General features: G+C 37.0%; 23 protein-coding genes and 1 tRNA gene. 8 read left to right on the top strand and 16 right to left on the bottom strand.

Going from position 1 to position 21,283, the window contains the following annotated elements; all coding sequences use genetic code 11:
- Positions 1–10: 10 nt before the first annotated feature.
- Positions 11–1,600, bottom strand: a complete 1,590-nt coding sequence (locus tag AC6I5C_RS15170) for a peptide chain release factor 3 (protein WP_053977414.1) — start codon at positions 1,598–1,600, stop codon at positions 11–13.
- A 238-nt stretch (positions 1,601–1,838) separates the two neighbouring features.
- Here AC6I5C_RS15170 and idi point away from each other — a divergent pair, with 238 nt between their 5' ends.
- The 5 genes from idi to AC6I5C_RS15145 all read left to right on the top strand — a co-directional run bounded on the left by idi (position 1,839) and on the right by AC6I5C_RS15145 (position 4,243).
- Positions 1,839–2,363 carry an isopentenyl-diphosphate Delta-isomerase gene (idi, locus tag AC6I5C_RS15165; protein WP_497905893.1) on the top strand — a complete coding sequence of 175 codons (525 nt, stop codon included), beginning with the start codon at positions 1,839–1,841 and terminating at the stop codon, positions 2,361–2,363.
- Positions 2,360–2,770 (top strand): 6-pyruvoyl trahydropterin synthase family protein, encoded by a 411-nt coding sequence (locus tag AC6I5C_RS15160; protein ID WP_497905892.1) that lies wholly within the window; start codon positions 2,360–2,362, stop codon positions 2,768–2,770. Before idi ends, AC6I5C_RS15160 begins: the two co-directional genes overlap by 4 nt.
- A gap of 3 nt (positions 2,771–2,773) precedes the next feature.
- Positions 2,774–3,745, top strand: coding sequence for a type I phosphomannose isomerase catalytic subunit (locus tag AC6I5C_RS15155; RefSeq protein WP_497905891.1), 972 nt, complete (start codon positions 2,774–2,776; stop codon positions 3,743–3,745).
- Between the two features lie 96 nt (positions 3,746–3,841).
- Positions 3,842–4,111 carry a hypothetical protein gene (locus AC6I5C_RS15150; RefSeq protein ID WP_053977418.1) on the top strand — a complete coding sequence of 90 codons (270 nt, stop codon included), beginning with the start codon at positions 3,842–3,844 and terminating at the stop codon, positions 4,109–4,111.
- Positions 4,112–4,169: 58 nt separating this feature from the next.
- A tRNA-Thr gene (locus AC6I5C_RS15145) sits at positions 4,170–4,243 on the top strand.
- A gap of 45 nt (positions 4,244–4,288) precedes the next feature.
- Here the strand turns inward: AC6I5C_RS15145 and AC6I5C_RS15140 are convergent.
- The 10 genes from AC6I5C_RS15140 to AC6I5C_RS15095 all read right to left on the bottom strand — a co-directional run bounded on the left by AC6I5C_RS15140 (position 4,289) and on the right by AC6I5C_RS15095 (position 13,979).
- Positions 4,289–6,598: a transglycosylase domain-containing protein gene (locus AC6I5C_RS15140; RefSeq protein WP_497905890.1), complete on the bottom strand. Its 2,310-nt coding sequence runs from the start codon at positions 6,596–6,598 to the stop codon at positions 4,289–4,291.
- A 108-nt stretch (positions 6,599–6,706) separates the two neighbouring features.
- Complete coding sequence (locus AC6I5C_RS15135) at positions 6,707–7,432, bottom strand: DUF4369 domain-containing protein (protein ID WP_497905889.1); 726 nt, start codon at positions 7,430–7,432, stop codon at positions 6,707–6,709.
- Between the two features lie 48 nt (positions 7,433–7,480).
- The gene (locus tag AC6I5C_RS15130) at positions 7,481–8,695 is read right to left on the bottom strand and encodes a DUF819 family protein (protein ID WP_497905983.1); all 1,215 of its coding nucleotides are present in this window, start codon (positions 8,693–8,695) and stop codon (positions 7,481–7,483) included.
- A 552-nt stretch (positions 8,696–9,247) separates the two neighbouring features.
- Positions 9,248–9,433 carry a type II toxin-antitoxin system antitoxin gene (locus AC6I5C_RS15125; RefSeq protein ID WP_076663414.1) on the bottom strand — a complete coding sequence of 62 codons (186 nt, stop codon included), beginning with the start codon at positions 9,431–9,433 and terminating at the stop codon, positions 9,248–9,250.
- On the bottom strand, positions 9,426–9,953 hold the full coding sequence (locus AC6I5C_RS15120) for a hypothetical protein (protein ID WP_497905888.1): 528 nt from the start codon (positions 9,951–9,953) through the stop codon (positions 9,426–9,428). The genes AC6I5C_RS15125 and AC6I5C_RS15120 overlap by 8 nt, the downstream gene beginning before the upstream one ends.
- Before the next feature lie 21 nt (positions 9,954–9,974).
- Positions 9,975–10,133: a DUF4177 domain-containing protein gene (locus AC6I5C_RS15115; RefSeq protein WP_497905887.1), complete on the bottom strand. Its 159-nt coding sequence runs from the start codon at positions 10,131–10,133 to the stop codon at positions 9,975–9,977.
- Position 10,134: 1 nt separating this feature from the next.
- Entirely contained in the window at positions 10,135–10,995 is an 861-nt protein-coding gene (locus tag AC6I5C_RS15110) for an SPFH domain-containing protein (protein WP_497905886.1), read from the bottom strand.
- Between the two features lie 195 nt (positions 10,996–11,190).
- A complete protein-coding gene (locus tag AC6I5C_RS15105) occupies positions 11,191–11,919 on the bottom strand; it encodes an outer membrane beta-barrel protein (protein WP_497905885.1) in 729 nt (242 codons plus the stop codon).
- A 142-nt stretch (positions 11,920–12,061) separates the two neighbouring features.
- Positions 12,062–12,943, bottom strand: a complete 882-nt coding sequence (locus AC6I5C_RS15100) for an alpha/beta hydrolase (protein ID WP_497905884.1) — start codon at positions 12,941–12,943, stop codon at positions 12,062–12,064.
- Positions 12,944–13,379: 436 nt separating this feature from the next.
- On the bottom strand, positions 13,380–13,979 hold the full coding sequence (locus tag AC6I5C_RS15095) for an alpha-ketoglutarate-dependent dioxygenase AlkB family protein (protein ID WP_497905883.1): 600 nt from the start codon (positions 13,977–13,979) through the stop codon (positions 13,380–13,382).
- 31 nt (positions 13,980–14,010) lie between these two features.
- Here AC6I5C_RS15095 and AC6I5C_RS15090 point away from each other — a divergent pair, with 31 nt between their 5' ends.
- A complete protein-coding gene (locus tag AC6I5C_RS15090) occupies positions 14,011–14,691 on the top strand; it encodes a M15 family metallopeptidase (protein WP_497905882.1) in 681 nt (226 codons plus the stop codon).
- 7 nt (positions 14,692–14,698) lie between these two features.
- Here the strand turns inward: AC6I5C_RS15090 and AC6I5C_RS15085 are convergent, their stop codons facing one another.
- The 3 genes from AC6I5C_RS15085 to AC6I5C_RS15075 all read right to left on the bottom strand — a co-directional run bounded on the left by AC6I5C_RS15085 (position 14,699) and on the right by AC6I5C_RS15075 (position 17,954).
- Complete coding sequence (locus tag AC6I5C_RS15085; RefSeq protein WP_497905881.1) at positions 14,699–15,688, bottom strand: peptidase associated/transthyretin-like domain-containing protein; 990 nt, start codon at positions 15,686–15,688, stop codon at positions 14,699–14,701.
- Entirely contained in the window at positions 15,688–17,487 is a 1,800-nt protein-coding gene (locus AC6I5C_RS15080) for a DUF885 domain-containing protein (RefSeq protein ID WP_497905880.1), read from the bottom strand. Before AC6I5C_RS15080 ends, AC6I5C_RS15085 begins: the two co-directional genes overlap by 1 nt.
- Before the next feature lie 125 nt (positions 17,488–17,612).
- Positions 17,613–17,954 (bottom strand): DUF6249 domain-containing protein, encoded by a 342-nt coding sequence (locus tag AC6I5C_RS15075; RefSeq protein WP_497905879.1) that lies wholly within the window; start codon positions 17,952–17,954, stop codon positions 17,613–17,615.
- A gap of 142 nt (positions 17,955–18,096) precedes the next feature.
- Here AC6I5C_RS15075 and AC6I5C_RS15070 point away from each other — a divergent pair, with 142 nt between their 5' ends.
- Positions 18,097–18,675, top strand: coding sequence for an RNA polymerase sigma factor (locus AC6I5C_RS15070; RefSeq protein WP_497905878.1), 579 nt, complete (start codon positions 18,097–18,099; stop codon positions 18,673–18,675).
- The gene (locus AC6I5C_RS15065) at positions 18,665–19,075 is read left to right on the top strand and encodes a hypothetical protein (protein ID WP_497905877.1); all 411 of its coding nucleotides are present in this window, start codon (positions 18,665–18,667) and stop codon (positions 19,073–19,075) included. Before AC6I5C_RS15070 ends, AC6I5C_RS15065 begins: the two co-directional genes overlap by 11 nt.
- On the opposite strand, the gene AC6I5C_RS15060 is transcribed toward AC6I5C_RS15065, so the two are convergent.
- Together AC6I5C_RS15060 and AC6I5C_RS15055 are read right to left on the bottom strand one after the other, a co-directional pair.
- Positions 19,076–19,942 carry an alpha/beta hydrolase gene (locus AC6I5C_RS15060; RefSeq protein WP_497905876.1) on the bottom strand — a complete coding sequence of 289 codons (867 nt, stop codon included), beginning with the start codon at positions 19,940–19,942 and terminating at the stop codon, positions 19,076–19,078.
- A 20-nt stretch (positions 19,943–19,962) separates the two neighbouring features.
- Positions 19,963–21,204, bottom strand: coding sequence for a DEAD/DEAH box helicase (locus AC6I5C_RS15055; protein WP_497905875.1), 1,242 nt, complete (start codon positions 21,202–21,204; stop codon positions 19,963–19,965).
- Between the last annotated feature and the right edge of the window lie 79 nt (positions 21,205–21,283).

The following is a 21,283-nucleotide window of genomic DNA, read 5'->3' as shown; positions in this document are numbered from 1 at the left end:
TATTAATTTATTACTTGAATTCTGAAGTAAAGTGGAACTTAATTGACGGGTACTTTTGCTGTGTCATTTGCAATGAAAATGCGGAATCAGCCAAAAATACAAGTTGTCCTTGCTTGTCTTTAGCCAAATAGCGTTGCTTCACACGCAAAAATTCTTTGTACTCTTCATTTTTGACATCTTCAGGATCTACCCAACAAGCCTTAAAAACATTTAGGTTTTCGTAGGTACATTTGGCTCCATATTCGTGCTCTAATCTGTACTGGATTACTTCATATTGAAGGGCTCCAACAGTACCGATTACTTTACGTCCATTGAGTTCCAGTGTAAATAACTGAGCAACCCCTTCGTCCATCAATTGGTCAATTCCTTTGAACAATTGTTTCGACTTTAATGGGTCGGCATTATTGATGTATCTAAAGTGTTCCGGAGAGAAACTTGGAATTCCTTTGTAATTGATGGTTTCACCTTCGGTAAGCGTATCTCCAATTTTAAAGTTACCTGTATCATGAAGTCCAACAATATCACCAGGGTAGGAGATATCTACGATTTCCTTTTTCTCTGCAAAAAAGGCATTTGGACTAGAGAATTTCAGTTTCTTGTTATTTCTAACGTGAAGATAGGGCGCATTACGTTTAAATTCTCCGGATACAATTTTAATGAATGCCAAACGGTCACGGTGGTTGGGGTCCATATTGGCATGGATTTTAAATACAAAACCGGTAAATTTTGATTCATCGGGATTTACCAAACGCTCTTCACTTTGTTTTGGTCTAGGGGAAGGTGCAATATCTACAAAGCAATCCAACAATTCCCTAACTCCAAAATTGTTCAAGGCAGAACCAAAGAATACAGGTTGTTGTTGACCACTTAAATAATCCTCCTTACTGAATTCGGGATAGATACCCTGTACCAATTCTATTTCTTCTCTAAGGGTATCGGCTGCTTTATCACCTACCAATTTGTTCAGTTCTGGTGATTCCAAATCAGAAATCTCAATAGTTTCCTCAATATTCTTTCTACTATCGCCGCTAAATAGGTTGATGTTCTTTTCCCAAATGTTGTAGATACCTTTAAAGTCATACCCCATACCAATTGGGAAACTCAATGGTACTACACTTAAGCCTAATTTTTGTTCGATTTCATCCAAAAGATCGAAGGCATCTTTTCCTTCCCGGTCCAATTTATTGATAAACACAATCATTGGAATGTTTCGCATTCTACAAACCTCTACCAGTTTTTCGGTTTGCTCCTCAACCCCTTTGGCTACATCAACTACAACAATAACACTATCAACAGCGGTCAAGGTTCTAAAAGTGTCTTCGGCAAAGTCCTTGTGACCTGGTGTATCCAAGATATTCACTTTTATACCATTGTACTCAAAAGCAAGTACCGAAGTAGCTACAGAAATCCCTCTTTGGCGTTCAATTTCCATAAAGTCACTCGTAGCTCCTTTTTTTATTTTGTTGCTTTTTACGGCACCGGCCTCTTGAATGGCCCCACCAAAAAGCAAGAGTTTTTCTGTTAAAGTAGTCTTTCCGGCATCAGGGTGAGAAATGATACCAAACGTACGTCTTCTTTTGATTTCGTCTTTAAAATTCATGCGCTTAAATTGGACGGCAAATATACGTCTTCTTCAGGCATGTTACAATTAAGGATTCCACTTTTTAAGAGCTTCATTTGCAGAGGATATAGTATAAACGTTATTTTTTGATGACTTATGTATATTTAACTTTAACCAATTTCACTTAAAAGTAATCATCCTTGTTTTTATGATTTTTCACGCAAACAATTAGGCTAAGGATTATGTTCATTTGAAATTTGATTGGTATTTTTACGGTATGATTGAAGAACAAGTCATTTTAGTTAATGAAAACGATGAGCAAATTGGTACGATGGCCAAGATGGAAGCTCATGAAAAAGCATTGTTGCACAGGGCATTTTCTGTGTTTGTGTTCAATGATAAAAATGAATTGATGGTGCAGCAGCGTGCACTTCATAAATATCATTCACCAGGGTTGTGGACCAATACCTGCTGCAGTCACCAACGTGTTGGGGAAACCAATATTCAAGCGGGGAAAAGACGATTGCAGGAGGAAATGGGCTTTGTAACTGATTTGAAAGATACCATTTCCTTCATTTATAAAGCACCTTTTGACAATGGGCTTACGGAGCATGAATTTGACCATATTTTGGTGGGACATTACAATGAAGAACCTGAAATAAACCCAGACGAAGTAGCTGCTTGGAAATGGATGGGATTGGAAGAAGTAAAGACCGATATGGTCACACACCCAGAAGTGTATACAGCATGGTTTAAGATTATTTTTGAAAAATTCTACCAACATATAAATATTTCAAAATGATAGTCACTGTAAGTAGGAGGGCCCATTTTAATGCGGCACATCGGCTTTATCGGAAAGATTGGTCGGACGAGCAAAACTTAGAGGTATTTGGAAAATGCAGTAACCCCAATTACCATGGTCACAACTACGAATTATCAGTGAGCGTCACGGGACGGATTGATAAAGAAACAGGCTATGTTATGGACCTTAGAGTCTTAAAGAATATCATTAGGGAAGAAGTGGAGGAACCTTTTGATCATAAAAACTTGAATTTGGAGGTCGAAGAATTTAAGGACCTAAATCCCACTGCTGAAAATATTGTGGTGGTAATCTATAACAAACTCAAGGCCCGATTGGATTCCAAACTCGATTTGGAAGTCACCTTATATGAAACCCAACGAAATTATGTAACCTACTCAGGACTGTAACGCATGAACGAATTATTATACCCCATAAAATTTGACCCCATTTTGAAAGATAAAATTTGGGGAGGTGAAAAACTTAAAAAAGTACTACATAAAAAAGGAACTTCAAAAAATGTAGGTGAGAGCTGGGAAATTAGTGATGTGGAAGGGGACACTTCAGTAGTGGCTAATGGAGCCTTAAAAGGTAAAACCTTAAAGCAATTATTACATACTTATAAGGATAAGCTTATTGGGCTAAATAACTATAAAATTTTTGGTGATAAATTCCCGTTGCTTATCAAATTCATTGATGCCAGGGAAGATTTGTCCATCCAATTGCACCCCAATGATGAATTGGCATTAAAGCGCCATAATTCATTCGGTAAAACCGAAATGTGGTATGTCATGCAGGCAGATCAAGGCGCTAATCTTATTGTTGGTTTCAACCAAAAGATAACCCCAGAGATGTACTTAAAGCATCTAGAAAAAAAGACCTTGACCAAAATATTGAACTTCGATAGAGTAGGCACAGGAGATACTTATTTTATTGAAGTAGGACGTTTACATGCCATTGGGGCAGGGGTGCTTTTGGCAGAAATACAACAAACCAGCGATGTTACTTATCGGGTTTATGATTGGGATAGGGTAGACAGCAATGGTAACGGAAGGGAGTTGCACAACGATTTGGCAATTGATGCGATAGATTTTGATATGCCAGACAACTTTAGGGTAGAGTATCCTACTGATGCAAACAAATCTAATGAAATGGTAAGCTGCCCATATTTTACTACTAATTATTTAAAAGTAGGTTCTAAATTGCAAAAGAAGAACACTCACGATTCTTTTATTATTTATATGTGTGTGGAAGGAAAAGCTACCATAGAAACTGAAGGGGCTAAGGAAACCTTGGTGAAAGGTGAAACCGTATTGATGCCATATGCTATTGATACGTTTACTATAGATGCCAAGGATGCCACACTTCTGGAAGTTTACGTTTAAAACTGCAAAGCTTTTACAAAGCTTTGTATTTAGAGGAAGGACCTCACTTTATTTCAATTAATTACTTACTTTTGTAGCAAATTAAAATTACAAATTATGGCAAATGTTAGAAACCTAAAAAAGGACATTAACTACGTTTTAGGCGATATTATTGAGGCTGTGTATGTATGGGAATATAACAATACAGACAAGGACACAAAGAAGAGCGAAGCGATTATTGACGAAGCAATTGAAAAATTTGATGCTTTAATTGCAAAGGTGAATGACAAGAATGTAGAAGACAAAAAAGCTCATTTTAAGTCTATTAACCAAGAGCTGGAAGAAAGCGCAGAAACACTGATTGAAAAAATTAACGCTTTAGGATAATTTCTTTTAAAAAAATGTTTGCAAATATAGTTTTCAGGATTATATTTGCACTCGCTTTGCCGATATAGCTCAGCTGGCTAGAGCAGCTGATTTGTAATCAGCAGGTCGTGGGTTCGAGTCCCTCTATCGGCTCTAAAAAGCCTCTCAGTTTTGAGAGGCTTTTTTTATGCTTTTTTGTTAATTATCCTTTTTGCGCTTCAGCCATGAAAAAATCCCTTTTTTCTTTTTCTTCTTAAATTCTCTTTGGTCCTTTTTGTTGCCAAGTAAACGTTGTAAAAAGTTGTCTTCTTGGATAGGCGGACAATCTAAACTCGCCAAGACCTCAAAGGAAGGAGATTCAAAGCGAGCTCTGGTATAACGGTTGAACCTGGAATCTTGGTTAAGCAGTTTTAAGTAATTGGCAAAAATGGGTAATGCCGAATTGGCGCCTTGACCCATTCGGGTACTTTGAAACCCAATTTGCTGGTTGTCGTTACCAACCCAGGTAATGGTGACCAAGTTTGGCATTAGGCCAACAAACCAACCGTCTTTATTATCTTGGGTGGTTCCCGTTTTTCCTGCTAAATCATTTCTGAATTTATAAGAAGTACGCAAGCGTTGTGCTGTACCTTCGTTAACCGTAGCTTTCATGAATTCCAACATGACTTGTCTAGTATTATCGCTAAAGGCCTTTTCTGCAGTTTTTGGACTTTTATAGAGGTCTTCGTAACTGGCAATGACATTACCATTCTTATCTTCAATTTTAGTGATAAATATGGGCGTTGACGGTAGGCTATTGTTGACATAACTGGAATAGGCTTTGGCAAGTTCCAATAATCTAAGATTTGAAGAACCCAAGGCAATGGAAGGCACATTTTCAATTTCGGAAGCCATTCCCATTTTGTGCGCCATGGATATCACATGATCGATTCCCGTTTCGTACAATACTTTTACGGCAATTGTATTGACTGAATTACTTAAGGCCTTTTGAAGAGAATAGTTAAGGTTTTCGTCCTCTTCTTTTGAAGCGTTTGTAGGCGTCCAATTGTCCACATCGGTATAGGTAATGGCTTTTAAAGGGAAATAAGTACATGGAACCATGCCATTTTCCAGTGCGGCCGTATAGACAATTGGTTTAAAAGTAGAACCTACCTGGCGTTTACTTTGGGCCACGTGGTCGTACTTGAAAAAACTATAATCGATTCCTCCCACATAAGCCTTGATAGCTCCTGTTTTTGCTTCTACAGAAACCATTCCTGCGTTTAGAAATTTGGAGAAGTATTCTAAACTATCCAATGTGGATAGAGAGGCAATACTGTTGTCATCCCATGAAAAAAGTTCCGTGGATTTTTTCTTGTTTAAAGAGTCTTGAATAGCTTTTTCATCCAAACCTAAATTTTTCAAGCGCTTGTAAGTTGGTAACCTTTTTTTGGCAGCAAGAAAAGCAGGTTTATTCTTTAACCAAGGAGCATTGTTCCCATAAGCTTTTTCAAATTGCTTTTGAAGATTTTTCATATGCTCTTTCATCGCTCTTTCGGCATATTGTTGCATGGTATTGTCCAAAGTAGTATACACCTTTAGACCGTCATGGAAAATATTATAGGGCTCTCCATTGGAGTTTCTAAACTGTTTTTGTTTTAAAATGAAGTCCAACTGTTTTTTTACTTCAGCTCTAAAATAGGGAGCTAAACCTTGATTTGGGGCATAGTATTGATAGTCTAGGGTAATGGGAGTTTCAACAATATTGTCAACGCTAGATTGTGGAAGATAGTAGTATTTTACCATTTGGTTGAGCACAACATTCCTTCTTTCCATCGAATTTTCAGGGAATAACCTTGGGTTGTAGCTGTTATTTGCTTTTAAAGAACCTATAAGTGTAGCAGTTTCCAAAAGGTTTAAATCCTTGGCATGTTTATTAAAGAATTTTTGGGAGGCACTTTCAATACCATAAGTATTGTCCGGAAAGGGAACAGTGTTAAGGTACAGTGTCAGGATTTCTTCTTTGGAATATAGATCCTCAATTCTTTTGGCCACGATACTTTCCCTTATTTTATTGACCACAATACTTATGGCGCCATAATCTTGTCTCCCAAACAAATTTTTAGCCAATTGTAAGGTGATAGTACTACCGCCTCCCGAAGATTTATCGGCCATGAGAATAGTTTTGAAAAAGACTCTTAAAAGACTTTTGTTGTCAATACCATGATGCTCGTAAAACCTTGAATCCTCTGTAGCGATGAGAGCATCGATAAGGTGTTGCGGAAATTCGGCAAACGGAATGGATTGCCTGTCGTACACATATAGCTTGCCAAGAAGTTTGTTGTTGCTGTCAAGTAACTGAGTTGCTTGGCTTTGTTTGAGACTAGAGAGTTTATTTTTGCTTGGGATTTCTCCCCAAGCACCAAAGTAAATACTGTAATAAAAGCAAATTAAAAGAGCTGTTAGAAGTAGTAGACCATAACCAATTCGTTTTCCCCATTTTCGTAAGCGTTCCTTGTTCAAAATCATAAAATTAACTTCTCTACAAGGTAACGAAATTATTACAGAAGTATTATTTCATTACTGTAAATAAAAAAGCCAGCAATATGCTGGCTTTTTTAATGATGTTTCAAAATATTATTGAGCGTCTTCTGCATCTGTAGCAACAGTTGTGGAATCTGCTTTTCTAACTTCAATTTCAGCTTTTAATTTTTTACCATAAAGAGATGCTTTGATGTTATCATTTAGAGCATCGTAAATGGTTTCTAAATATTTAACCGATGTATTTGGGATTTCCGTTAGGGCCAAATATGGTGACACTTCACTGTCTTTATGGTTTACAGCAAAGTTGATGGTATATAAATATTTACGTTTTATAAGGGTGTTGTATTGCGTTTCGAAATCAAAGCTGGTAGAATCATTGCTTTTTTCCGATTCGAAATGTTCTTTGATCAAATCCAAATTCTTGTTATTGAACTTAGACATCATCAATAGGTATTCTTCCAAAACCTCCTGTTGTTTTGATCCCTTGATAGAGGCATCAAAATTAAAGTTCTTTAGGGTTGTGTTGATTTCAGTAATGCCCTTGTCCGCAAAAAATGAAATGTAACGATCGTCATTGTCATTTTTGTTCAGTTTTATATACAAAACTTGAGGTTCGTTTAAGCTGCTGTGCAATTGAAATTCGGGATTGCCATTCACGACAACCGAATCTACAACAACAAAAGTTGAATCCTGCTGCTGCTCAAGGTAAACGGTTCCTTTTTTTAAACCGTCAACACGAACTTTAACTGTTAAATCGTGAGAATCCGTTCCACAGGAAATTGCCAAAAAGGCAAGGGCTACTATTAATGCGTTCTTCATTTTAAAAAATTATTGGATGGCAAATATCTTATAAAAAAAAATTAAAAACTAACCGGCCGAAGCGATTCTCATCAACTCGGCACATAGGAGGGCTCCATAGGTTCCCACCACATAACCAAATACTGCTAAAAGGGCACCAACCGTTGCAAGGGAAGGGTGGAAAGCAGCTGCCACAACAGGCGCCGATGCGGCACCTCCAACATTCGCTTGGCTTCCAACAGCCATGAAAAAGTAAGGAGCTCTAATAAGTTTGGCGACCAAAATGAGAAGGCCAGCATGGATGGTCATCCAAACCAAACCAATTAAAATTAATCCTGGATTTTCAAAAATTTTACCAAGGTCCATTTTCATTCCAATTGTAGCTACCAAAACATAAATAAAAACACTCCCTATTTTGCTGGCACCAGCACCTTCGTAATTCTTAGCTTTGGTAAATGACAATAAAATACCAATTAATGTAGCTATGGAAATCAACCAGAAAAATTGACTTCCAAAAGAGGAAAGGGCACTTTTTGGGTTGCTTACAGCTTCAAAATTGTCAGATAAAAACGTCGAAATTTTATCCGCAGAAAAATGAGCAATTCCAACTGATGTAAAGGCAAACATCAAAATAACGATAAGGTCCGTGAGTGTTGGGTTTTTGGTAATCTTTTCACTGAAATTCTGAACTTTTTCCTGTAGTTTGTCAATGGCACTGTTGTCCGCTTTTAGCCAATTGTCAATTTTGTTCCGCTTTCCAATTCCCAATAACAGGACTGCCATCCAAATATTGGCCACAACTATATCTACCAATACCATCCCCCCGTAAAGTTCTTGGTTGAATTCATAGATTTCCAACATAGCTGCCTGGTTAGCGCCACCCCCAATCCAACTTCCGGCCAAAGTGGCTAAACCTCTCCATACCGCATCGTGGCCAACGCCACCAACTGTTTCGGGAGAGAAGGTAGAAATAATTAAAATAGCAATTGGACCACCAATTACAATACCAATGGTACCCGTAAAGAACATCACCAAAGCTTTCCAACCTAAATTGAAAACGGCTTTAAGGTCAATGCTAATGGTCAATAAAACTAAGGATGCTGGCAGTAAATAGCGACTAGCCACAAAATAGGTTTTGGAAACGTCGGCAGAGATTAATCCAAAAGAATTGAAGACTGCAGGAATAATATAACACATCAATAAGCCTGGAACATATTTATAGAATACTGGCCAGAATCCCTTTTTTTGCGATTCGGTGTAGAACACAAATCCTAGTGCCAACATTAGTAATCCCAATACAATGGCGTCATTTTTAAACAATACAAATTTATTGACGGTGCTATTTTCTATTTTGGAAGCCACTTGAACAACGGTGCCTGCATGGTCAAATTGAGCTTTGTCTATAGTAAGTAGCTGCGCGTCTTTAAAACGTTCTTGAGTGTGCGCTTTTATGTTGAATAAAGCTTGTTTTTTTGCTATAGCGACTGGAGCATTTCCTGAATATTTTATGGTATAGCTTCCATTGTTTTTAGAAAAACTTAAGGAACCTTGGGATAGTTTTTTGTTCAGAATAACTTGCTCCAGTTTTAGGGCTGAATCCGTAGGCGAGATGGTTAAAGAGAAATTACTGAAGTTAATAGAGTCTACTGCAACAGGTATTTCAAAATCTTCGGAATAAGCGCTTTCGGGTTTGCCAACATAAACGGTTTGTGCATGGCTGTTTTGGATTGAAAAAAACATTGATAAACAGCTAATGACGCAATAAAAAAAATATCTCATGGGTAAGTGAATTGAGCTGCAAAAGTGACAAAATTATTCCACAAAAAAAAGCGACCTCTATGTGTCGCTTTCTTCATTTGAATCTGTTTTCTTTTTTGGTGCTCTATTGTGGTTTTTAAGACTTTGCATCAGCATCCATTCAATTTGGCCATTGGTGCTCCTGAACTCATCCGAAGCCCATTTTTCAATGGCTTTGAGCATCTCTTCATTAATCCGTAATGCAAAAGCTTTCTTTTTAGACATAATTTTCTTCTATAAATTCTGGTTTGTAGGTTTCCGATTTAAACTTCTTCAATGTATCATAAAATTCATTGGCCTTGGAGGTACTTATAAGAAGTGGTTTTTTGGCATCGTACATGATCCTCATTACTTTGTCTGTTCCTAATGTTGTTATGGTATCTTCTTTGGAAAAGAGATTCCATTTGCCAACGGCATAACCATGGTTAAAACTGGAATAATTCTGAATTTGGAAATCTGTAATTTTTTCAAACGGGATCAATTTCCATTTGCTACAAAAAGGAGGGAATTTGTATAGGACACCTTCTTTTGACACCTTTGTATAGATAGCATTATTTCGAATAAAAAAAACTATTAATAAATTTAGAATTAGAACAAAACCTAGATTCAAAAGAGTTTCATTTAAATTGGTTTCTCCTTTCTTGTATTCATTAAAAAGGAAAAGAGAAACTACCATAAAATCTACCCCTAGCAGGATATAAATCCAATTTCCTATTTGTTGTTTTTCAAAAAACTCCTTTTCCATAAGAAGTGCTTTTAAGATGTTTTATCTAAATTTTTCACGCTCAAAAACTATGGTTGTCATGGATGCATTGATGTGTATCACCTTCCAGCCTTCACGAGCATGTTGGTTGAGGTGGTCCTCAAGTTTTTGGCTAGGATTTATAAGTCCTATGGATTTGGTGCTTACTTTGTATTCTTTCATATTAATGATTTAGGGTTCCTGTATTTAATACTGGAGAAGCATCTTTGTCGCCACAAAGAACAACCATGAGGTTGCTAACCATAGCGGCTTTGCGTTCTTCATCCAATTCTACAATTTCTTTTTTGTTGAGTTCTTCCAAGGCCATTTCCACCATGCTTACCGCTCCCTCCACAATTTTATGTCTGGCCGCAACAATGGCAGTAGCTTGTTGGCGTTTTAGCATGGCATTTGCAATTTCTTGAGCATAGGCTAGATAACCAATTCTTGCTTCCAAAACTTCTATACCGGCGATGGAAAGACGTTCGTCAATCTCTTTTTCAAGAGCATTACTAACTTCGTTTACACTGGAACGTAATGTAATGTCTTCGTCATGACCTTCGTCTGCAAAATTGTCATAAGGGTACATACTTGCCAGCTTTCTTACAGCGGCATCGGTTTGCACTCTTACAAAGTTCTCATAATTGTCTACATCAAAAGCGGCTTTGTAGGTGTCCTGTACACGCCAAACCAAAATGGTGCTAATCATTACTGGATTCCCCAATTTGTCATTTACCTTAAGACGTTCGCTATCAAAATTACTGGCTCTAAGTGATATTTTCTTTTTGGTATAAAAGGGATTCACCCAATAGAAACCATTCTTTTTTACAGAACCTTTGTATTCTCCAAACAGCAATAAAACTCTAGAGTTATTTGGTTGAACCATTATAAAACCTAAAGCAATTAGGATAGACAAAATTATGGCAAATACAAACCAAGGGGTTTGGAATATGGCGATAGCCGCAATACCTCCAAAAAATAGCGCAAGAAATAGAAACAGCATAAGATAGCCATTGGCAGGAACGATAATTTTTTCTTCTTTCATCTTTGATTGATTTATAGTGATATTAAAATGATATCATAAAGATATGTAAAAATTTAATCATGACAAAATTGTTTTTGGCATGACTATTGGAATTTATGCAATCGTAATAGTGATATTACATTTGGTTGGTTAATTAGTTGAAATGAAAAGCACCCTTTTGAAGGGTGCTTTTCTTCATTTATATAGGGTGATAATTTAATTATAAGGACAATGGCATTTGTTGCTCTTGAATAGGTTTGAGAAAAAGCCATCGAGATCATCTGGGTTGGTGCGGAAGATGTCTATAAAAACACTTAAGCGTAGCATATTGGGTTTATAGGATCTTAGATCTGCTAAGTTGACTCCGTAATCACTATAAACAATGTCCAGTAATTCTTCTTGTGTTTCTTTCATACCTTGCTCGTACCTTAGGTCTACTCCAAATCTACCAAAACGTACCATAACCCCAAAACTGAAGTTTACCGTGGTTGTATCCAAATCTGGACCTCCATCACTATAGGACGTTACTTGAACGCCATCAAGGGTGGTATCATTATAAAAATTGAATCCAGGTCCAAGATAAATAGACACAGGATCAAAAATTTCAAAACCAACCAAGATAGGTACTTCTATTCTTGAGGTTTTCCAATAGGCTGTCTTATCCGGAAAGTCATAACTGTTTTTGGAGGACAAATAAACTATTTCAGGTCTTAGAAAGAACTTGCCATATTCAACAGTAAAATAACCTCCAAATTGATAACCTAATTCCTTGTTTGGGGAGAATAATTCATCAGGGTGACCTGTTTGAAATGAACCTCCTCTAGAATTGATATCGCCTATAGTGTAGTAATTTAATCCCCCTTTGGCTCCTATGGCAAATTCCTGGGCTTTGGAGGAATATATTCCCAATAGGCAAGTGACAAGTAGTAAAATTGTTGCTCGCATGGTTAATTAGTGGGATTGGTAATCCTATTAAAACTAATTTAACACAACTATACGTACACAATTTAATCGATTAGCAACCTTATTTTTCGTTAATCTTAGTAAAATATTTGAAAATGAATCTTTTAACTTGAATGTGCCTAGGTTAATTTGATTTTATAAAAGCCGAAATACTTTCTACTAAATCTTGAGAAATAGGCAGAGAGGCATCATTGTAAGTTTTAAAATTTTCAAGTTCGTTGTCATCCACTTCTATGAATACATGATTCATTTTATCTATGATTTTCAATTGGGCATTTGGCGCTGCACTTTTCAATAGCTCCGCATCTGCCTCGGAAATTTGTAAATCATTGGTGCCATTTAGTATTAAGATAGGCATGTCGAGTTTTGCAATACTAGCTTGTGGATCATACTGCATCCAGTTAATCATAAATGGTTGAATGTCTATATTGAATATGGAGTTTAGGGCAGGAGAGTACTCCGTAGTAGTTTGGCCAGACTTTAAAATATCGATAACTCTGTTACTTTCTTCTGAAAATTGAGGTGCACTTTTGGCTATTTGCTCTTTCAAAACTACATCGATACCTTTACCTGGTCCTGCCAACGAAATAAACCCATTGGCATTGTCTTTGGCTGCCAACATGCCTATGAGGCTACCTTGGCTATGTCCTATGATGTATATCTTGGAAAAGGCCTTTTTCTTTTTGAAATATTGTAGTACATCCGAGGCATCAGTTACAAAGTCGTCAAACATGATTTCTTCGTCTAACTTTCCAGTTTGTAATAATTTCACCGAACGCTTGTCATATCTAAATGTAGCAATACCCTCTTTAGTTAAAGCTTCTGCCAATTTTTTTAGTGAATTGTTTTTGGCAAAATTTTGATTTCCATTTCTATCTGTTGGGCCAGATCCTGCAATTAAAATTGCCAATGGCGGCTTTTGAATGCCATTGGGTAATAATAAGGTGCCATCAATAATTTCATTTACAGAGATATTTTCAGAGATGAAATTTGCTTCCTGTGCCATTAAACTAAAGTTGACACAAACAAAACAGGTTAAAAGGAAAAAAATAGATTTCATAGCTGGTCCTTGGTTTATTTTCAAATTTAAACAAAAGTACCCATCATTCTATTTGGGAAACGTTTTCTCTATTAAAATGTTGCTTTTTCAGATGAGAAAATTGAAAAATTCAAGATGCATTTTGTCGGTAAAACGTGTGTTTTTGTCTTTAAATGTTAAAGTTATATGTATTTCATCGATTTATTGTGTATTTTAATCGATGCAATGAAATATTGTTTTACATTTGAAGTGTACTAGAAATTTAGTTTTTAGTTCAATGGATTAATTAATTAATATTTGCATTATGTTGTTGGCTTTAGAGACCCTAAATCTACACATGTAAAACAGCAAATTAGGAAAACCGAGATTGAGGGATCTCGGTTTTTTCTTTTTATAGGGTTCTTTAAATCAACTTTCTAAACGTTAAATTGATTCTTGGATCAACCTTTCGTTTCGTTTTGGCAATTTGATGCAACCAATGTTCCTGCATAGCACCTTTCATAATCAATAAACTTCCATGTTGTAATAGTACTTTATGTCGCTCATTTTTTAATTGACGGTGTTTAAAATGAAAATAGCGATCTTCACCAAAACTTAGCGAAGCAATCACAGGGTGGATGCCTAATGAAGCCTCATTGTCTGCATGCCAACCATTACTGTCATTGCCATTTCTGTAGAGGTTTAAAAGCACGGAGTTAAAATGATGTTGGGTTTCCTCTTCAACCTTAGTTTTGATTTCCAAAAGATCTTTGGAGAACGGATTAGGATGCATTGTAATACCTGAATAACTGTAAGGCGTATTGCTTTCACTATATAAAGCAGTTAATCTTGGTTGTTGATAGGTTTTTCCAAATACTTTTATTTCATCTTGCTGCCATTTAATATCTTCCAAAAGCCTTTCAAAATAATTGGAAGCTTCTTGGTTTGAGAAGAAATTTGCGATGTAAATAAGGTCTGCATCAGGCAATTTCCAAATCAGTTTTTCATCAGAAAATAAATCCATAGCCTTAATTTTTCTAAATTAGCTTAACATTATGAAGAACAAAATACTGATAATACTATTTATAGTAGTAAGTCTTGCTTTTAAATTACAGGAGGCAAATACCTTACCCGAAGGTTTTGTTTATGCCGATTCTGTTATTCCAGATATTGAGGTGGAGCTTAAATATTACAGCTCCCATAATTTTGTTGGAGATACCATTACAGGTTATAAAGCCAATAGGTTGATATTGACCAAGCAGGCAGCAGAAGCCTTGAAGTTGGTGCAAGATGAACTGCAACAGCAAAACTTGTGCTTAAAGGTGTATGATGGTTACAGGCCACAACGATCTGTTAACCATTTTATGGAATGGGCACGTAATTTGACGGACACGATTCAAAAACAAGAATTCTATCCTAATGTCAATAAGAAATATTTATTTCGTGATGGCTATATTGCGACGCGCTCTGGACACAGTAGGGGGAGTACCCTAGACCTTACCATTGTAGATGCCGAAACTTTAGAGCCTTTGGATATGGGAAGTCCTTACGATTTTTTTGGAATGCCTTCATGGGTGGCTTATGAAGGTATTACGGATGAGCAAAAGGCAAACCGGCAATTACTGCAAAAGGTTATGAATAAGCATAACTTTAGGAGTTATTCAAAGGAGTGGTGGCATTTCACCTTGCGTTGGGAGCCATTTCCAGACACTTATTTTGATTTTCCTGTGAAGTAAATAGTGCCTATTCCTCCTTAAAAACTTTGTAAGTTACTCCAATACCATAATTGGTAAGGTTGGATTTTAATAGGGAGGATTCAATCCCGCTTCCTTTTTCAAACCGAACCCACTCATTATCGTTTAGGAATACCCGCTTTATGTAAGTGTTATTTTCTGCAATTTCATCTGTAAATGGTAGCAGCGGTCTAAAATTGGTTGGGATTTTTAAAATTCCATCTCTAGACTTCACTTCTTTGTATTTTTTGTTAGGTAGCAATTTTCCGTTTTTATCGGTATAACCCAATACTTGAAGCGATACAAAAAAACCATTGTCAGGGAAATCCAATTCGTGTTCGGTTACGTCAAGTTCAAAAACATCGCCGTGTTTTTCGGTTGCTACAAAAACGATGTTTTCATAGGTCAATACGTCTCCAGGGAAACCTTCTTTATTCTCGTAAAATTTAACTTTAAAGAGGGTAGAAAACGGTTGTTTGTCGGCATTGGCCTTTTTACGCTTTTCCCAGTCTTTAGATTCCAAAGTAATTGGAAAATGAATGGTAGCTATTTCTTTGTCTTGTGAAGTTTCATTTGGGAAAAAGACGGCAATTTCAGATTCTATGGTTGGTAACCAGCATTTATAGTAGTCGTCATCCAAATAGGGTTTTTGCGTTTCCTTTTTAAATTTTCGGTCCTCTTTTTGCACATTTACATTTAAAACCACTTCTTCCAATTGGTCAATATGAGGTTCTAAGAGCAAGATTTTTGGAAGATTTTCTGTAGAAACTCCTAAGTCTTTATATCCTAAGGCCGAAATGAAAAGAGAATCAATATCCGGATATAGCTTTTTGGTGAAGATGAACATGCCGGCATCATCAGCAAAAATACCGTTGCCATTCCCGAAGGAAATAGTGGCGTATGGAATAGGTTCATTTGTGCTTCCATCCTTAATGGTGGTTTGGGCCATTGCCAAACCACCACAAAATAGGATGCTTATATAGAATAAAATGTGTCGCATTATTTATTAGCGTTTATCCAAGTATTTATTTTGGTTTCCAAATAGGCCAATGGCATATTTCCAGACTCCAATACTTGGTTGTGGAATTCAGAAATACTGAATTTGTCGCCCAATTCCTTTTCGGCTTTGGCTCTCAATTCCAGAATCTTCAATTGGCCAATTTTGTATGAAAGTGCTTGTCCCGGAATGGCCATGTAGCGCTCCACTTCAGATATGATGCTTGATTCACTTTCTGCTTCATTCTCCAAGGAATATTGAATGGCTTGCTCTCTAGACCATCCCTTGGTGTGGATTCCTGTATCGACTACCAATCGGATAGCGCGGTGCATTTCGGCACTTAACATTCCAAAATATTGGTAGGGATCTGAGTAAAGTCCTAGTTCTTTTCCAAGGGATTCCGTGTACAAAGCCCATCCTTCGCCATAGGCACTGTAATATAAGGTTTTTCTAAAGCTCGGTAACTCTTCATTTTCCTGTTGCAATGAAATTTGGTAATGGTGCCCTGGAATGGCTTCGTGCAGGAATAATGATTCGTCCATAAAGTTGTTGTATTCCGAAGCATTTGGAACAGGTACATAAAAAATACCTGGTCTTGTTCCGTCAACAGAACCTGGGCTGTATTCTGCACTGGCCGAAGCTTCTCTGAATGCCTCAGTACGTCTTACTTCAAATGGGGTTTTTGGTTTTAAATCGAACAGTTTTTCCAATTGTGGTTGCATGGTTGCATGAATATTGTTGAAGTGATCAATCACTTGTTGCGCTTCTTTATATGGCATCAGTTCTTTATTGTTTCTCACAAAATCGAAGAAACTTTTAAGGTCTCCTTCATAACCAACTTGAGCTTTCACTTTTTCCATTTCAGAAGAAATACGAGCAACTTCACTCAATCCCAGTTGGTGAATTTCATCGGCCGTCATGTTGGTAGTGGTGTACTGCTTAATCGCAAAAGCATAGTAATCGAGTCCAGTTGGAATTTCTGAAATACCACTTGTAGTTCTTCCAGCTTCCAAATAGTCTTTGCTCATATAATCCAACAACTTTTTGTTGGCAGGCACCACTTTGGTTTCGATAAGGTTTTTATAGGCTTCAGTCAATTTGGTTTTGTCTTCTTCGGTAAAATCTTCTGGAAAGTTTTTAATAGGAAGGAAAAACAAATGCTCTTCGGTAGTAGCGTTGGTAAGGGCCTCCAATTGTGGAAGGACTTTTGTAATCAATGATTTTGGAAGGGTATAGCCTTTGGATACACCTTCTTTCATTTTTGCTTCTGCAGAGGCCATCCATTCCAAATAACCATCAACACGAAGTAGCCAATTGTTGTAGTCTTCAACGGTATTGAAGGGTTGCGAACCAGCACCGCTAGCCAATTGGCCAATCATTAAAGGCAGGGACCAAAATTGGTTGATAGGCATTAAGTCTTCTCTAAACGTAAGGCGTTCCAAATTGATATCGCATTCCCAATTTAGGATGGCTTTTGAAAGTTGTTGGCTCTCGTTTAATTGGGCATCCTGGAATGCATTTACTTGCTCTTTATAGTTGGTATAATGAGCCTTGGTTTTGGCCATAAACTCATCCGATAACATGTTTGGGAGCAAATCATTGTATCTGTTGTCTCCCTCTGCAGTGGCATTTAAAGGATTCAATTTTAAGGCGTCTTGGTAATAAGCTTCCAATACTTTGTCAAAGTCGGCATTGGGCATATTTGCATTGATTGTTTGAGAATCTGTTTCTGTTGGTTTGGTCTCATTTTTACAAGCAATAAAGGTTGCGATTAGACCTGCAGCAATTAATAATTTCTTCATTAAAACAATAAAATTTTATTTAAGGTTTTAAAGATACGGATTCCATACAGTTTCTAAAGCATAAAAAAAACTGCCATCGACGAATGGCAGTTTACGGTGTTGAGGTAATAAATTAGGCTTGTAATTTATTCCTTATCCAAATTTTGAGTCATTTTAAAACCTATGAATAGGCCAACTCCAGCCATTAAAAAGATGGTTCCTGGCATGGCGATATCTTCATCTACTCCAATAGATACAAGTAATTGTGATACAAAAATGCCTACCCCAATACTCATTAGTAAAAGTGCTAGGTTTAAAATGATGACTTTCCAAATGGGTGCCGTATGTTGCTTCCCCATTGTAAAAATGCTGGCATCTGCGCCTTTTTCAATTAAGGCCAAACGTTCTTTGTTTCTGGTGGATAAAAAAAGGTAGATAACCCCGAAAACGGCCAAGAAAAAGCTAATAGGTATTAATATTTCTTCCATGATATTTGTTTTTTAATTGATTACTTTTAATATGTTTTTATCTTATGACGATACGTTTTCCATTGAGGTTACAAAAAGTTGGGAAAATATTTTTCTTGAAAAGTTGTAACCTCAAATGTGAAGGAGCCGTCCTATTTATCACATGGCCATCGAAGAGCATATAATCATCAACCAAATTATTGAAGGGGACACTAGTGCATTTTCCACATTGGTAGACCGTTACAAGGATATGGTCTTTACTTTGGCGTTTAGAATGTTGAAAAATAGGGAAGAATCAGAGGAAGTGGCTCAGGATACTTTTATAAAGGTGTATAAATCCTTGCCGAAGTTTAAAGGAGATTCTAAATTGTCGACTTGGATTTATAAAGTGGCCTATAACAGTTGTCTGGACCGCATTAAAAAGAACAAAAAGTACCTAGTCAATGTACCTGTAGATGACATTACAATGCCCCAAATAAAAACATTGGACAATGCTTTGGATAGTATTTTGGAAGCGGAAAAATCCCAGCTTATCCAAGAGTGTTTAAAGCAACTTCCCGGTGAGGACAGTTTTTTGTTGACCTTGTTTTATTTTGAAGAACAGAGTTTGGAGGAAATCTCTAAAGTGGTTGGTATTACTCCCAATAATGTCAAAGTAAAATTATTTAGAAGCCGAAAAAAGTTGGCTTCCATATTAAAAGCACAATTAGAACCTGAAATGATAGCGCGTTATGAAAAGTGAACACGATAAAGAGTTAGAGCAATTGGTTGAAAAGTTCATGGAGAATTCTCAAACCGAATCACCGTCGTTTGAGTTTACTTCAAAAGTGATGCAGGAAATTAATCAGTTATCTGTGTCAAAAAGCATCGCCTACAAACCTTTGATACCAAAAACAGTGTGGTGGCTGCTTTCGGCTGGTTTATGCGCTTTGGTGCTTTATATTGCATTTATTGCACCTTCCCAGTCAAAAGGATTGGGATTAACTCTTCCTTTGGGAAATTTAAAAATCCCTAATTTGAATGTGTTTTCGGGAATTAAATTTTCACAGTCTACAATGTATGGAATGGCTATGTTGGCAATAATGGTGATGGTGCAAATCCCTTTATTAAAACATTATTTCAACAGCCGACTTAAAGTGTAATTATTCTTCTTTTTTAAAAATAGTTTGAAGGCCTTTGTAGGCGGCTAAATGTAAAATGTCTGCATGGTTTTGTTCTTCGAACAATTCAAAATTGGTGGTAATGGCGCTATTTTCGCTACCCTGTAAAAGCGTGTATAAAGCTTTGGCTTCACGTTTCATAACGTCATCTTCTTGTCCTCCTACCGCAATGAAAATATTCTTTGCTACCTTGTAATTAGCATGGATGATAGCTGGCTGTTTTTTCAAAATAGCTTCTTCATCCCACCAAAGACTAGGACTTACAATAAGATAATTATTGAAGAGATGAGGTTTGGTGAATAAAATTTCGGTAGCCAAAAGTCCTCCTAGGGATTGACCAATGATGGTCTTGGTTCTAGTGGTTCTGTAGCTTTTTTCAATGTAAGGCTGTAATTCCATCTCAATGAAATTGATGAATTTTTCAGAACCTCCTGCCGTTGGGAAATTTTGTGAATGGTCTGCTACACTAGGAGGAAACGTGAAATCGCGTTTTCTATCTATGTTGGCAATACCTACAACGATGGATTCAGGAACCATGTCGATCCATAAAAAAGAGGCAAACTGCACCAGTCCTGAAATATGGATAAAATCTTCATCCCTTGCTCCGTCCAAAAGGTAAATTACGGGGTAATTTTTATGTGTTGCCTTTGAATAACTGTTAGGTAAATAGACGTTGATAACACGGTCTTCGTCCAAAACTGAAGAATACATGGTAACTTGGTCACCAATTTCGAAGGGTATGGAAACGGCCATTTCACTTGGCTGGGTGTCGTGATGCAACAAGTCAATTTGAGCAAAACCTTGTGTTGTAAATACGGAAATAATTAAAAATATACCGAAGTATTTCATTGTTTGATTGAGGATTAATATTAATACCAGCGTTTCTTTTTCTTTTTGGAACCTTCTCCTTTTCTCCCTTTTTTATGCTTGCTGCCTGTTTTTTTTGAGCGATGAACCTCTGGCTTTGCTTTAGGATCTAAAGGATAGGGATGATCTTCCTCTACTGGTATTTGTACATTAATTAATTGTTGAATGGATTTAATATATGTTTTTTCGTCGGCGGAACAAAGGGAATAGGCGTGGCCAATATTACCAGCTCTACCTGTTCTTCCTATTCTGTGCACATAGGTTTCTGGCACATTTGGTAAATCAAAATTGATGACTGCATCCAGTTCATTAATGTCAATTCCACGTGCGGCAACATCTGTGGCGATTAAAATGTTTACATAGCCATTTTTGAACTTCTTCAAAGCTTCCTGTCTGTCATTTTGAGTTTTATCTCCGTGAAGGGTTTCAACTTTATAACCATTTTTGAGAAGGGTCTGCTCCAGTTTGTCCACACCAAATTTGGTGCGTCTAAAAATTAGAATACTCCCTTTGATGGTGTTACGAAGCAAGTGCAAACAAAGTTCAATTTTATTGCGTTTAGGAACATAGTAAAGGACTTGGCTAATATCTTTCGCCGCGGAGGAAGTAGGCGTTACTTCAATACGTTGCGGTGATTTTAAAATGGTATTGGCCAACTGTTCCACCTTAAATGGCATGGTGGCCGAAAACAGCAAAATCTGTTTGTCTTCAGGACACAGGCGTTCTATTTTCTTCACATCATCAATAAATCCCATGTCTAGCATTAAATCGGCTTCATCCAAAACCAAGGTCTCAACATAATCCAAATTAATGACGTCCTGTTTATGGAGGTCCAGTAAACGCCCAGGAGTTGCAATTAAAATATCCACCCCTTTGTTGAGCACATCAATTTGTGGTTCGATGCCCGTACCTCCGTAAATTACGGTAGATCTAAGATTGGTGTATGTGCTGTAAGTTTTAAAGTTTTCGCCAATTTGAATAGCTAATTCCCTTGTAGGACTTACAATCAAAGCTCTTATTTTTTTGCCTTTTTTAGGCGCATCCTGCTTGTCAAACAACAGTTGCAGTATGGGAAGCGCAAAGGCGGCTGTTTTTCCGGTTCCCGTTTGTGCAGAGGCTATTAGGTCGTTTCCTTCCAATACAACAGGAATGGTTTTTTCCTGAATAAGGGTAGGATCGTCATAACCAGCTTCGGCGATGGCTCTTAAAAGGGGTTTGTTGAGATTTAAGTCTTTAAATGACATAAGGTTTTATTTACAGCAAATATAGGGCAAAAGTTAGAGCTTAGCCCTGTTTTGTGCATGGATTAACGAATGAAATATG

It is taken from the genome of Mangrovimonas sp. sgz306409 (assembly GCF_059735265.1).
The sequence above is the reverse complement of the archived record's forward strand: the minus strand, read 5'-3'. Positions and strand labels throughout refer to the sequence as shown.